The organism is Pseudoalteromonas sp. NFXS39, assembly GCF_040148775.1.
Classification (GTDB): domain Bacteria; phylum Pseudomonadota; class Gammaproteobacteria; order Enterobacterales; family Alteromonadaceae; genus Pseudoalteromonas; species Pseudoalteromonas apostichopi.
In genome coordinates this window covers 100,774-114,987 of record NZ_JAGDEC010000008.1, presented here as the reverse complement: position 1 = coordinate 114,987, position 14,214 = coordinate 100,774, and the positions used below count along the sequence as shown (strand labels likewise).

Genomic DNA, 14,214 nt, shown 5'->3' with positions numbered 1-14,214 from the left:
TTTTGTCGTATGTCAGTGCCCAGCAGCGTTATATTCAAAGCTTACCTAAGTATTTAACTTTGTGTGAGCATAACTATGTGCGTGCGCTTAAACTATTACCACATGAGCGTCGTGTAGGTCAGGAGCGAAAGGTGCAATTAGGCCATAGTACCTTTGCTGTTAAAGTTGACGATACAGCAAAATACACCACAGATATTTCTATTAGCCAAGAGGCGGGTAATTTAGCCTCAGTTAAGCCTTTGTATTTAACTGTGCGTATGTACCATGATGCGAAAGTAGCCGAAATTGTGCATCATGATTTTCATCAGCGTATTAAGCCTTCTTACGCTTATCCAAACCCGAACATGCATCAAAAAGATGAAAAATATCAGCTTAATGCCTTTTTGTATGACTGGCTGATTGCTTGTGTTGAAAATGGCCGAGCAGTTTTAAATTGGGATGTAAACAATGGCTTGGTTTAGTAATGCCTACCATTTTGATAAAACAGCGCTAAAAGTCGCTCATATCACTGACTGCCATCTATCAAAAGATACTAGTGGTGAATACTTTAGCGTGAATACGGCAGCATATTTTGCGCGTTGTTTACAGGCTATTGCTGAGCAAAATGCGGATTGTGTGGTGTTTGGTGGTGATTTAACACAAGATCACAGCAGTGAGTCTTATCAGCTTTTTGCTAAGTTAATAGCAGACGCAGCGCTCAATTGTCCGGTATTTTGGCTGCCGGGTAATCATGATGAACTTTTTGAATATGAAGCGCTTACAAGTTCACAAATTCTAAGTAGTAAACGTATTACCTTTTTAGGTGGGCAACTACTTTTGGTAAACTCAAAAGGTTCGACCCCTGCAGGCTGGGTAACACAAACACATTTAAATGAATTAAGCGAGGCGATAGGACAAGTCCCGAGCGTAGTGTTTTGTCATCATAATCCGCTACCTATTCAGGCTTACTTAGATAAGCATATGTTAGAAAATGGTCCGCAGTTTTTAAATACCTGTGTCAACAGTCAGCAGTGTATTGGCGTGTTCCATGGCCATGTTCATCATGAGTACACTCAAAACTACCGTGATCTCAGCGTGTTTGCGACACCAGCCAGTTCGATACAATTTACTAAGCACACCATGGCATGGCAGCAAGAGGACTTAGGCCCTGCATTTCGACTCATCAACTTAAACATTGATGGGCAACAAAATTTACTGTTAAGCACGGATGTAGTATGGCTAAACGAGTAATTTATATACACGGTTTTAATAGCTCTGAGCAATCTTATAAAGCAGTTCGTTTTGGTAAGCATATGGCGCAATTCGATGTAGATTATCAGGTGCCGCGACTAACTCATGAGCCGTTACATGCAATTTTACAATTAGAACAACTGTTAAATGATGATACTGTATTACTAGGTAGTTCATTAGGCGGTTTTTATGCGACCTATTTGTCGCAACGTTATTCGATACCCGCGGTGGTAATTAATCCTGCGGTTCGCCCATTTGAGTTACTCGATAACTATTTAGGGGAAAATTATAACCCGTATCAAGATAGTCACTATGAACTTGGTACTCGTCACATGGATGCATTGCGCAGTTTATATTTGCCGCAATTAGACACCCCTTCATTGATTTATTTGTTACAGCAAACGGGCGATGAAGTACTGCCTTTTCAGCAGGCGGTTAAATATTATTCTCAGTGTAAGCAACACGTTGAATTTGGAGGCGATCATAGTTTTATCGGCTTCGAACAAACCTTTGCAAGTATTGTAGATTTTCTTAAAATCACGTAAAACATAGCTAAGCGCATAAAAGATATAAAAACTATGAGTCAGCAAAATTATAACGCCGAAGCAATTGAAGTCTTAAACGGGTTAGAGCCCGTAAAACGCCGCCCAGGTATGTATACCGATACGGTTCGTCCTAACCACTTAGGTCAAGAGGTTATCGATAACAGTGTCGATGAAGCAATGGCAGGTCATGCAACAAAAATAGATGTCATCCTTCATGAAGATAACTCGCTTGAGGTTATCGATGATGGCCGTGGTATGCCAATTGATATACACCCAGAAGAGGGTATTCCGGGTGTGGAACTTATTTTTACCAAGCTGCACGCTGGTGGTAAGTTCTCTAATAAAAACTATCAGTTTTCAGGTGGTTTACACGGTGTAGGTATTTCGGTTGTGAATGCGCTATCGACTCGTGTTGAAGTTACCGTCCGTCGTGATGCACAGCAATTTCGCATGGCCTTTGAAAACGGCGATAAAGTTGAAGACTTAAACGTGATTGGCACTGTGGGCAAACGTAACACAGGTACAACCGTGCGTTTTTGGCCAGATGCCAGCTATTTTGACTCAGCTAACTTCTCTCTTACTAAGCTTAATCATTTATTAAAAGCCAAAGCGGTATTATGCCCAGGCCTGCGCATTAAGTTTACCAACAAGCAAACTAAAGAAAGCCAAGAGTGGTATTACGAAACGGGCTTAAAAGACTATCTAGTTGAAGCAGTTAAAGGCTTTGAAGTATTACCAAAAGAACCTTTTATTGGTGAGTTTTCAAGCTCAACAGAAGGCGCTGACTGGGCTGTTGTGTGGCTACCAGAAGGTGGTGAATCGATCGCTGAGAGTTATGTTAACTTAATTCCTACCGCTCAAGGCGGTACGCATGTCAATGGCTTGCGTCAAGGCTTGCTTGAAGCGATGCGTGAATTCTGTGAATTCAGAAACTTATTACCACGAGGCGTAAAGCTTACCCCAGATGATATCTGGGAGCGTTGTAGCTACGTATTGTCGGTTAAAATGCAAGACCCGCAGTTTGCAGGCCAAACGAAAGAGAAGTTATCATCTCGCTCATGTGCTGCGTTTGTCTCGGGTGTGGTGAAAGACTCATTCAGTTTATGGTTAAACGAACATACTGAAACCGCTGAATTATTAGCTGAGCTATGTATCTCAAATGCACAGCGCCGTTTACGTGCTGCTAAAAAAGTCGTGCGTAAGCGCATTACCTCAGGCCCTGCATTACCCGGTAAATTAACTGATTGTAGCGCTCAAGATAATGACCGCACTGAACTGTTTTTAGTAGAGGGTGACTCTGCAGGTGGTTCAGCAAAACAAGCGCGCGACCGTGAATTCCAAGCAATTATGCCGCTGCGTGGTAAAATATTAAATACGTGGGAAGTTGAGTCAGGGCAAATTTTAGCATCACAAGAGGTGCATGATATTTCTGTGGCCCTTGGTATCGACCCTGACTCAAGTGATTTATCTGGTCTGCGTTATAACAAAATTTGTATTTTGGCCGATGCTGACTCGGATGGATTACACATTGCCACCTTGCTTTGTGCGCTGTTTGTTCGTCACTTTCCATCGCTAATAAAACAAGGCCACGTTTACGTAGCTATGCCTCCGCTATTTCGTATCGACATTGGTAAAGAGGTTTATTACGCCCTTGATGAAGATGAAAAGAACGGTATTTTAGCGCGCATTGAAGCCGAGAAAAAACGCGGTAAAGTCAATGTTCAACGCTTCAAAGGGTTAGGTGAAATGAATCCGTTACAATTACGCGAAACGACCATGGATCCTAATACACGTCGTTTAGTGCAATTAACCTTGGACGAAGAAGAGCAAACTATGGAAATGATGGATATGTTACTTGCGAAGAAACGTTCGTCAGACCGCCGTCAGTGGTTAGAAGATCACGGTAACCGCGCTGAAGTTTAATAAAGTGTGTGGCAATCTAGTTTCTAGCAAAGAATTAAAGGGCAAGACAAAAATGAAAAAAATATTGACCTCAATATTATCGCTGAGCTTGTTATCAGCGCCTGTAATGGCAAAAGATATTCTTGATAAGTTAACAGTTACTGATGGTTTTTCTATTAGTCTGTTTGCTGATGATGTTGAAAATGCGCGTCAAATAGCGGTTTCAAAAAGAGGCATTGTTTACGCAGGTTCCCGTAAAGCAGGAAATGTTTATGCTCTGATTGATCACAACAGTGATGGTGTGGCTGATAGAAAAATGGTTATTGCCACAGGTCTTGAAATGCCATCAGGTTTAGCAATCAAAGACGGTGACTTATATGTGGCGGAAGTGTCACGCATCATTCGCTTTAAAGACATCGATAAAAACCTAAAAGATCCAAAATTCGATGTGGTTTACGACAAGTTTCCGACTGATCGTCACCATGGTTGGAAGTTCATTAGTTTTGCGCCAACGGGTGAGCTAATTGTGCCTGTGGGTGTGCCATGTAACATTTGTGCTGAAGACGACAAGTACGGTCGTATCTTTTCGTTAGATGTGGATACAAAAGAAATTAAAACAATCGCCAAAGGAGTTCGTAACTCAGTTGGTTTTGATTATCACCCTACAACTAATGCATTTTGGTTCAGTGACAATGGCCGTGACATGATGGGTGATGATATGCCACCTTGTGAAATTAACCGTGTTGGTGAAGGTGAAGAGGGCGCCCATTATGGTTTCCCTTATGTTCACGCAGGTGCAATTTTAGATCCTGAGTTTGGTAAAGGTAAAAGTATTGCCGACTACAAATCACCAGCTCTTGCATTAGGTGCTCATGTTGCACCACTGGGTATTCATTTTTATAACGGCAAGCAGTTCCCTGCGAAATACAAAGAACAGCTGTTTGTTGCTGAGCATGGCTCTTGGAACCGCAGTAAAAAATCAGGCTATAGAGTGATGCTAGCGAATGTTGAGCAAGGTCGTATTACTAAGTACACCCCGTTCATCACAGGCTTTATGCAAAACGAAGAAACATTTGGTCGCCCAGTTGCATTTGCAGAGCTTGCAGATGGCAGCTTATTGATCTCAGACGACTTTGCTAACGCGATTTATCGTGTTAGTGCTAAGAAAAAATAGGTAAGCGTTAATGAGTGATACAGATACCTTGCTGATGCAAGGCGTAGAACAACAAACAATGGGGCGCTTTACTGAAGACGCCTACTTAAACTACTCAATGTACGTCATTATGGACCGTGCTTTACCTCACGTAGGTGACGGTCTAAAACCTGTACAGCGTCGTATCATTTATGCAATGAGCGAACTGGGGTTATCGGCGCAAGCAAAATATAAAAAATCAGCGCGTACCGTGGGTGATGTACTAGGTAAATACCACCCGCATGGTGATAGTGCTTGTTACGAAGCGATGGTGTTAATGGCACAGCCGTTTTCTTATCGCTACCCGCTGGTGGATGGTCAAGGTAACTGGGGTGCTGCGGATGATCCTAAGTCATTTGCTGCAATGCGTTACACCGAAGCGCGTTTATCTAAGTTCTCAGAAGTTCTACTAAAAGAGCTTGGTCAAGGCACCGTAGATTGGACCGCAAACTTTGACGGCACACTCGATGAGCCAATGGTATTGCCTGCGCGTTTACCGCATATCTTACTTAATGGTGTAACCGGTATTGCGGTGGGTATGGCAACTGATATACCTCCACATAATGTTCGTGAAGTTGCCAGTGCTTGTTGTTTATTACTTGATAAGCCAAAGACTGAAATCGAAGAGTTGCTTGAGTTAGTGCATGCGCCTGACTACCCAACAGAAGCTGAGATCATCACACCGAAAGACGATATTCGTAAGATTTATCAAACTGGACGTGGCTCTATCAAGATGCGTGCAATTTACACTGAAGAGCAAGGCGACATTGTGATCACTGCGCTGCCTCACCAGTGTTCAGGTGCAAAAGTGCTCGAGCAAATAGCAGCTCAAATGAATGCTAAAAAGCTGCCGATGGTTGCGGATTTACGTGACGAATCTGATCACGAAAATCCAACCCGTATTGTAATTGTTCCACGCTCAAACCGCATTAAAGCTGAGCCATTAATGGCTCACTTATTTGCAACCACAGATTTAGAAAAAAACTACCGTGTAAACCTAAACATGCTTGGCCTTGATGGTCGTCCGCAAGTTAAAGATTTACGTAGTATCTTAACAGAGTGGTTAACGTTCCGCCGCGAAACAGTTCGCCGTCGCTTACAACACCGTTTAGATAAAGTACTCGCACGCTTACATATTTTAGAAGGTTTATTAACGGCTTTTTTAAACATTGATGAAGTCATCGAAATTATCCGTACTGAAGATAAACCAAAGCCTGTTTTAATGAAGCGTTTTGGTTTAACTGATATTCAAGCGGAAGCGATTTTAGAGTTAAAACTACGTCATTTAGCAAAACTTGAAGAGTTCAAGATAAAAGGTGAGCAAGATGAGCTTGCGCTTGAGCGTGACAAGTTAGAGCAAACTCTTGGTTCAGAGCGTCGTATGTCGACCTTGATGAAAAAAGAAATCCAAGAAGCGGCTGAAATGTACGGTGATGAACGTCGCTCGCCAGTCGTTGAGCGTGTCGAAGCTAAAGCTCTTAGTGAAAAAGATCTTATCCCTTCAGAGTCAGTCACCGTTGTATTATCTGAAAAAGGCTGGGCTCGTGTCGGTAAAGGTCATGATTTAGATGTTGAAGGACTAAGTTATAAATCAGGCGACAGCTATAAAGCCTCTGCGCGAGGTAAGAGTAATCAGCCAGCAGTGTTCCTTGACTCAAGTGGTCGTGCTTTTGCGACTGATGCGCATAGCTTACCTTCAGCACGAAGCCAAGGTGAGCCTATGACTGGGCGTTTTAATTTAAGTTCTGGCGCTAACTTTGAGCATGTGGTGATGGCAGAAGATAACCAAGTGTTGTTAATGGCTTCAGATGCGGGTTACGGCTTTATTAGCGACTTTAAAGATCTTGTGAGTAAGAACAAAAACGGTAAAGCGCTGGTTAGCGTACCTAAAGGCGGTGAATTACTCGCGCCAATTAGAGTTACTGATGTAGCGACAGATTACTGTATGGCTATTTCTAACGAAGGCCGAATGTTGTTATTCCCACTGCGCGATCTACCTAAGCTTAGTAAGGGTAAAGGAAATAAGATTATTTCTATTCCTAGTGCGAAAGTACAAGCTCGTGAAGAGTTCGTAAAAGTGCTCGCGGTTGTACCAGAAGGCAGTAGTGTAACCTTACATGCAGGAAAGCGAAAACTGACACTTAAACCAAGTGATCTTGAGCATTACCATGGCGAACGGGGTAGGCGAGGTAACAAGTTACCGCGTGGTCTACAACGGGTAGATGAAGCTGTTATTGAATTTACACAAGTTGATGATAATGAAGAGCCAACTTCAGAAGTAACAGAATAAAAATAAGGCCCGAAAGGGCCTTATTTTTTGCATCAATTCGCTATAACTTTCATTGATGCCGGCTTAGAAAAGTTAAGATAATGACCATTATCAGCTTTTACTTCCATTAATTCCTGATGACTTGTATGCCCGGTAAATTGAGCTGTTCGTCGATAAGAGAGGTTCGGCCAATCTGATAATACAACGGCTACACCGGGGGCTGCTTTTATATAAACTGGGTGTTTATAAATAAAAGAAGGTAGTTTGTAACCAGAGCGTTCATTTGCACTGAGGCAGTACTCACTTTGATCTATTAAGCTCACAATACAACCTAAGGCTTCTTTTGAACTAAAAACGCGCATTGATCTTGGCTTAGAAAAGTCAAGGTAATGGCCATTTTTAGCAAGTACTTTTTTAAGTTTTTCATGTTCAACAGTTCCATTGAACGTAGCTATACGGTTATAAGACAAATTAGTGTAATCAGATAACATGACTTGCAAACCTTGTGGTGCTCTCACATAAATTGGCTTCTTGTGCACAAATGCAGGTAAAGAACTTACTTTTTGCCCATCCTCAAGACAAAACTCCTCATTTGTTTCGATATTAACAATACAGGCTTTTGGCTTGTCGAATGTACTGACTATCGAGGTTGCTAAATTTTGTTTTGCGGGTTTTAAATTTTTAGCTGCTAAGATATTTGAACCACAGTGAATCGAAGCAAAAACAGGATTGGCAGACTGTTCGATATTGATATGAAACTTATTCATTTTATCTGTATTTAATCGATTCTCAGGCAAATTAAAAGTTTTTGTACCTGCTTTTTCAGTGACCACAATTAATTGGCAGCTAGACTTTGCAAAGTTATCTTTATACACCGCACCAGATGAGCCATGAAGCGCAGGATAGATAAAGCTTGAAAGATGCTTGTTGGGATCATAAAAGCCAATCAGAGTCGTAATGGCAACATCTTGCTTGTAAGGTGTTCTTTGCAAATTACTCTTCGTATTTGTATCTACTACAATATTACTCCACGGTTCCATTTTTTTACTAACAGGATTCCATTTTGTGAAACCTGTCATTGAACTTGGAGAAAAATTAGCTTTGCTTTCAAAAAAACGCTGAATATGATTTAGCTCATATGGAGTGTGTAACGTATATTTATTGAATTCGTAATACATTGGTCCACCACCAGACATTGATCCTTTACCATATTGGTGACCATTAAAAGACGCAATACACGTTTCCTTATAGCAACGGTCTTTGTAAGTTACTATAGATGAAAAGTTAGGTATAAATTTATCTAAATCCGCATCCCAACCCCAAGTTGAGTTACGTTCATCCGCAGGACGATGCAACACACCATCTACACCACCAGGGTAGTGTCCCATACCATAATTATGGCCAAGTTCATGGCTAAACTCATTTCCTTCAGAGCGGCGCAAGGTGACCATTCCAGCCCCTCCGGATAAACCATGAACAAAAATACCATTACTATATTTACCGATAGCATTATGAGCGGTTAATTGTGCACTACTGAATGGATGTGAAGTGGGACCAGACATTCCTGAAGCGTTAATTCCATAGTTAGCGTTATTAATACCGTGGGAAAATAAGTTTTTTGCGATTTGATGACGCATATCACCGCTATAAACCCCTCCTTTACTCGGATCTGAGTCGGTAAGTAAGTTACCATTTGGCAACATTACTTCAGTAAGGTGAATCGGCTCGAACTTATTAACTGTTAATTTACTGAGCGGGACTTGTTGGAAATACTGTCGATGTAAGTCTGGATCATTTTGAAATGTGAATTTGTCACGATAAGGCGTAAGTAAACCAATATCTATTGTGTTAATGATTAAGTTTGAGCTTCCACCTACAGTAACGTTCTTCAGCTCTCCTTGTTTCTCTTCAAACTGGAAAGAGAGGCGCATATTTGGTTTAACAACAGATGCGGGGATTATAGTTGAAAATGTGTCTTCACTATAACTAATTGGATTGTCACTATCTTCAAACCCAAAAGGTTTAGTGAAGTTTTCTGGCGAGCGCATATATGTTTGGTAAAGCAGGCTATTATTGTGATCAAGTACGCTTAATATAATTTTTGCATCATTATTCAATTTATCATGTGGCTTAAACATGATCATCGTTCTTCGTTCGGCTACCAAGTGAGGTTGAATGTCGTCTTCAACCCCATTTTGTGATGGCGTAATTGAGTTTTGTGCAAAAAGGACCGTGGCTGGGAAGTTTCCTGTTGTGTCACTATGAAACTCGTTTTGATTAAATGTATTGGTCTGTAAGGCCGATGCATTAAAGGAGTGACACAAAGCAAATGAGCCAAGTAACGCTATGACTATAGGAGTTTTTTTCATTAGCACTTACCGTTTTTTGTAGTTTATAAATAGGGTAGGGGTATGAAAAAGTTAGCATTTTAAAAGCCATTACTCTTTAAGAGGCTTCATAATTTTTTTTGAGAAAAATCTGTAAATACAAAGAGGCCTCTCACGTTTGTTTGTCGTTTTTATGCTCATTATTTGTAGTGAAATGATGATATATTGCTTAGGCTTACACATGTGCGCTTAAAGCTATGGCTATGGCACTTTTCACGTTATAATGCGCGCTGTTTAGTACGAGGAGAATTCGTTTGTTAGCTTTTTTTCGCATCATTTTCATGGCTTTATTTATAATTTTAAGCTGTGTGTTTGGTTTGCTCTTATGTATTGTTAAGCCATTTCATACCAATAATGTACATATTATTTCAGGTTGGTTTTGCAAGGTAGCTAAAATTTTAGGTGTAAAACTTGAGCTTAAATACCACGATGATCCAAAAAATATAGGCCCTGCTGTGTATGTGGCAAATCATCAAAATAACTATGACCTATTCACTTTACCGGCTATGGTGCCAGAAAACTGCGTAAGCCTTGGTAAAAAAAGCCTTAAATGGATCCCGTTTTTTGGTCAGCTGTATTGGTTATCGGGTAACATATTGATTGACCGTGCAAATCGTTCAAAAGCCGCAGGCACAATTTCTAAATCAGCTGAGAAAATAAAACAAAAAGGTCTATCTGTTTGGATGTTTCCTGAGGGCACACGAAGCTATGGTCGTGGTTTATTACCTTTTAAAACAGGGGCATTTCACACAGCAATGAGTGCTGATGTGCCCGTTGTGCCAGTTTGTATGAGTACAACGCACAAAACTATTAAGCTAAATCGCTGGGATAATGGTACAATTTACCTCGAAATGTTAGCGCCGATTTATCTTGATAAAGACGTATCTGCTCGTGACCATGCTTCACATGTTCATCAGATTATGGCTGCTAAAATAACTGAATTAGATGCTCAAGTGAGAAACAAATAATGGAAAATTGGCGCGAAATTACTGAAGACATCGTTACTTCATTACTTGAAGATGGCTCAGATCCTGAAGTACTTTATGAAGTGGAACACCACTTTGTTAGCGAAAATTTTGAAAAGTTAGAGCAAGCAGCTTTAGCCGCTTTTAAACTAGGCTACGATGTTGAAGAGCCAGCTGAACTTGAGCTAGAAGACGGCGAGAAAGTATGGAGCTTTGACGTGGTTGTTGAGTGTGAGCTTGACGTAGAAGCTATTATGGAAGATGTCGATAAGCTAGAAGCACTTGCTCAGCAAACAGGTGTTGAATACGACGGCTGGGGTACTTACTTTCAGGAATAAACAGCTAGAGAGCTGTCAGCTTTCAGGGATAAAGTTAGCGAGTTGCTACTTTCTAACTTTCCCCTAGAAACTTTCTAACTTCCTCCTTTCTAACTCATACCTATTTCGTATTCGCTAGCCAATCTATAGACATTTGTAATCAATTAGCGATAATAAAAAACTCGATATTTTTATGCGCTAAGCTCACATATGCTTATTACCTTACCCATTGCCGAACTTGTACCAGGGATGTTTGTTGACAGTGTCAGTAAGCAACAAGAGCATGTAAATAGTATTAAGATCAAAACACGTGGTTTAGTGCGTGATAAAACAATTATTCAACGCCTGATCTCTGAGGGGGTTGAAGAGCTACTCATCGACTTTACACAAAGCGATGTTGCACTGCCTAAAAAATACCAACCAAAACCTGAACCAGCTAAACCAAAAGTTGAACAAAAGCCTGCAGCTAATGGATCACCGCAAGGGATCACGGTTCAACAAGAGTTTCTAAAAGCCAGCGTGCATTACGAACAACATAGCCGAAAACTGCAAAGTTTCTACTCTGATATTACATCGGGTTTGAAAATGAATGTATCGGTGCTTGATGATATCGCCGTTGATATAGTCAGCTCGGTATTTCGTAATCACAATGCATTAACTATTTTAACTCGCCTCAAAGATAAGCATATTTATAACTGGCGGCACATGATCAACACCGCGATTTTGGTGAGTGTGTTTGCCAAGTATTTAGGCTACAAAGAAAAGACAATTAAAGAGCTGGCAATGGGTGCATTGATGCACGATATCGGTCAAGCGAAAATGCCACAAGGTGTACTATCTAAACCAAGCGCTTTGAATGACAATGAAATGCAAGTTGTTAAAAAGCATGTGGCACAGAGCCTTGGCTTAGTAAAAGGTGAAAAGGGCATTACACCATTAATGCTCGATATGATAGTAAATCACCATGAGCGTTTAGATGGTACAGGTTACCCACGTGGTATTGCTGCTGAAAAGCTTAGTCGCGCAGCACGAATGATGGCCATTGTTGATGTTTATGATGCGATGACTGCAGATAGACCTCATCAAATGGGTGAAGAGCCAATCTCAGCTCTGCGTTATTTACTTGCTAATAAACAATTGTTTGATTCTGAATTAGTACAACGTTTTATTAAATGCTTGGGTGTGCATCCAGTTGGCACAATCGTTAAGTTAAACAATGAGCGCTTAGCGCTAGTTATGGAAGGTAACCACGAAAATCCTATTAAGCCAAAGATAAAGGTTTTCTATAATGCTAAGCACAAGCACCATATTACAGCTAAAGATGTCGATCTAAGCGTAGAAAAAGAACTAAAAATTATGGCTAGCATCAAACCATTAGATTATCAGCTTAATTTGGCTCGTTTGTTAAAAGAGCATCTGCTTGTTTAGACTTAATACAGCGTTTTTTGGCGCTGCGTTTTGCTGATATAAATGCACCACTAAAACAACTTGTCATTAATACCAACCAAAGCAAAGAGCCCTTTTCCACATGTAAGGCCACGCAACAGAATAGAAGCGATAAAACAGCACTCAGCATAGCACCTAGCCAATAGTGATTAACTGGGTTATCGCAATCACCTGCTTTAGTACAAGCGCAATAGTTTGCTTTACAAAAATAATGAACGCTGACACCGCATAACATCAGTGCTGCAATAATCAATGCGATTTCCATACTCAAGCTCTACAGAAAAACCTTTATTTTTAGTCTAATAGGACGTGAAATAGATGTCAATGCAAATGATAACTACTATCACTTGGTGTTTTTGTAATCAGACCTCTGATGAGTTTTAATAAGTTGTTATCTTGTTGTTAAAATGTCGGTTTTTTACCTAATTCTAACGAAAAATTACAGTTTTTTGATCTTAATTAAGGTAATGTTCGAAAGTTTGTAATTATTAGAATAAAACATCTAATACCAACATACAGCGCTAATCTTTTATGCTTAACTAATAGGTTGCCCTCGTTGTTGGATTAGCTTTCGCACAAGTTTGCAAGAGGACACAGATTTATGAAGTTCACTAAAACACTTATTGCAGCATCACTTGCTGTTGTTTCTGCTGACAGCTTTGCTGCAGCTTTCCAATTAGCTGAGCAAAACGTATCAGGTTTAGGTCGTGCATATGCTGGTGAAGCAGCTGTTGCTGATGACGCGTCTGTTGTTGCTCGTAACCCTGCACTTATGTCTTTATTCAAAGACAAGCAAATTTCAGTTGCAGGTATTGCGGTAATTCCAGATGTAAGCTTAAAAGGTGAAAGTGCTGCGTACGGCTTAGATAAAAGCTCTATCGATGATGATAGTATCGCTCCATCTGCATTTATACCTGCAGGATACTTCACTATGCCTTTAAACGACAAAGTGTCTTTAGGCTTTGGTGCTTTTTCAAACTTCGGTCTTTCAACTGAATTTAAAGACGATTACGCAGCGGGTTCTATCGCAGGTGAAACTGAAATCGTTACAATTAACATGAATGCAAGCGCTTCATACAAAATTAATGAACAGTTCAGTCTAGGCCTTGGCTTAAACTATGTTTATGCAGATGCTAAAGTTGTTCGTAATGCAGGTACTAACCCGTTTGGTTTACCAGCTAGCACGCAAATCGCTCACCTTGAAGGTGACGACTACGGCTTTGGTTGGAATATTGGTGCAATGTATCAGTTAGACGAAAACAGTCGTTTTGGTTTTAACTACCGTAGCGAAACTGATATCGACTTTGAAGGTGAGTACTCAAACCAACTTCCAGCAGCTGTTGGCGGCTTAGCGGGTACTGTAGTACCTGGTGAGTTAAAATTAACTTTACCAGCAATTGCTGAGTTCTCAGGTTCACACCAAATTGATAAGAAGCTTGGTGTACATTACAGCATCTTATGGACTGGTTGGGACAGCTTCCAAAAGTTAGAAGCTTATACACCAAGCCAAGAAACGCCAGTATTCTCTAAAGCAGAGAACTTCTCTGATTCAATGCGTTACTCTATTGGTACTGACTACCAATACAGCGATGCACTTTTACTTCGTGCAGGTATTGCCTACGATGAGTCGCCAGCAGACCAATCACACCTTTCAATCTCTATCCCTGATACAGATCGTTTTTGGTTCTCATTTGGTGGTAACTACGCATTTAGTGAAAACTCAAATGTTGATTTAGGTGTAAGTATCCTTCGTGGTAAAACACAGAACTTCTCAGAAAAAGACAGCTTAGCGGCTTCTTTAGGCCAAGATGTTTCATGGGAATATGAATCAAAAGGTCACGCAGTACTAGTTGGTGCTCAGTACAACTACAAATTTTAATTGTGACGCGACGTAAAGTCGCTGCTACAGAGCATTAAAAAGCCGCGCTATAACAATGTCATAGCGCGGCTTTTTTGTAAGC

At 40.6% G+C, this 14,214-nt stretch carries 12 protein-coding genes; 10 read left to right on the top strand and 2 right to left on the bottom strand.

Annotation, left to right across the window (positions count from 1 at the left end; genetic code table 11):
* Nucleotides 1-2 precede the first annotated feature (2 nt).
* Genes J3455_RS15460 through parC form a run of 6 tightly spaced genes read left to right on the top strand, consistent with a single transcriptional unit; the run spans nt 3 to nt 7,159 of the window.
* Nucleotides 3-461 (top strand): DUF1249 domain-containing protein, encoded by a 459-nt coding sequence (locus tag J3455_RS15460; protein ID WP_130049628.1) that lies wholly within the window; start codon nt 3-5, stop codon nt 459-461.
* Nucleotides 448-1,230 (top strand): metallophosphoesterase, encoded by a 783-nt coding sequence (locus J3455_RS15455; protein WP_239976850.1) that lies wholly within the window; start codon nt 448-450, stop codon nt 1,228-1,230. The genes J3455_RS15460 and J3455_RS15455 overlap by 14 nt, the downstream gene beginning before the upstream one ends.
* On the top strand, nt 1,215-1,775 hold the full coding sequence (locus J3455_RS15450) for a YqiA/YcfP family alpha/beta fold hydrolase (protein ID WP_130049626.1): 561 nt from the start codon (nt 1,215-1,217) through the stop codon (nt 1,773-1,775). Before J3455_RS15455 ends, J3455_RS15450 begins: the two co-directional genes overlap by 16 nt.
* Before the next feature lie 33 nt (nt 1,776-1,808).
* The gene (parE, locus tag J3455_RS15445; RefSeq protein ID WP_130049625.1) at nt 1,809-3,698 is read left to right on the top strand and encodes a DNA topoisomerase IV subunit B; all 1,890 of its coding nucleotides are present in this window, start codon (nt 1,809-1,811) and stop codon (nt 3,696-3,698) included.
* Nucleotides 3,699-3,750: 52 nt separating this feature from the next.
* On the top strand, nt 3,751-4,851 hold the full coding sequence (locus tag J3455_RS15440; RefSeq protein ID WP_130049624.1) for a PQQ-dependent sugar dehydrogenase: 1,101 nt from the start codon (nt 3,751-3,753) through the stop codon (nt 4,849-4,851).
* A 10-nt stretch (nt 4,852-4,861) separates the two neighbouring features.
* Nucleotides 4,862-7,159, top strand: coding sequence for a DNA topoisomerase IV subunit A (parC, locus tag J3455_RS15435; RefSeq protein WP_349562013.1), 2,298 nt, complete (start codon nt 4,862-4,864; stop codon nt 7,157-7,159).
* 32 nt (nt 7,160-7,191) lie between these two features.
* On the opposite strand, the gene J3455_RS15430 is transcribed toward parC, so the two are convergent.
* The gene (locus J3455_RS15430; protein WP_349562012.1) at nt 7,192-9,507 is read right to left on the bottom strand and encodes a M66 family metalloprotease; all 2,316 of its coding nucleotides are present in this window, start codon (nt 9,505-9,507) and stop codon (nt 7,192-7,194) included.
* Between the two features lie 299 nt (nt 9,508-9,806).
* Between J3455_RS15430 and J3455_RS15425 the strand changes: the two genes are divergently transcribed.
* The 3 genes from J3455_RS15425 (at nt 9,807) to J3455_RS15415 (ending at nt 12,235) form a co-directional block, all read left to right on the top strand.
* Nucleotides 9,807-10,493 carry a 1-acylglycerol-3-phosphate O-acyltransferase gene (locus J3455_RS15425; RefSeq protein WP_130052197.1) on the top strand — a complete coding sequence of 229 codons (687 nt, stop codon included), beginning with the start codon at nt 9,807-9,809 and terminating at the stop codon, nt 10,491-10,493.
* A complete protein-coding gene (gene rraB, locus J3455_RS15420; RefSeq protein ID WP_167658182.1) occupies nt 10,493-10,828 on the top strand; it encodes a ribonuclease E inhibitor RraB in 336 nt (111 codons plus the stop codon). The genes J3455_RS15425 and rraB overlap by 1 nt, the downstream gene beginning before the upstream one ends.
* Nucleotides 10,829-11,017: 189 nt before the next feature.
* Entirely contained in the window at nt 11,018-12,235 is a 1,218-nt protein-coding gene (locus J3455_RS15415) for a cyclic di-GMP phosphodiesterase (RefSeq protein WP_167658181.1), read from the top strand.
* Here the strand turns inward: J3455_RS15415 and J3455_RS15410 are convergent.
* The gene (locus J3455_RS15410) at nt 12,195-12,518 is read right to left on the bottom strand and encodes a hypothetical protein (RefSeq protein ID WP_130049619.1); all 324 of its coding nucleotides are present in this window, start codon (nt 12,516-12,518) and stop codon (nt 12,195-12,197) included. The two genes, J3455_RS15415 and J3455_RS15410, sit on opposite strands and share 41 nt — an antisense overlap.
* Nucleotides 12,519-12,854: 336 nt before the next feature.
* On the opposite strand from J3455_RS15410, the gene J3455_RS15405 reads away from it, so the two are divergent.
* On the top strand, nt 12,855-14,132 hold the full coding sequence (locus J3455_RS15405) for an outer membrane protein transport protein (protein ID WP_130049618.1): 1,278 nt from the start codon (nt 12,855-12,857) through the stop codon (nt 14,130-14,132).
* Nucleotides 14,133-14,214 lie beyond the last annotated feature (82 nt).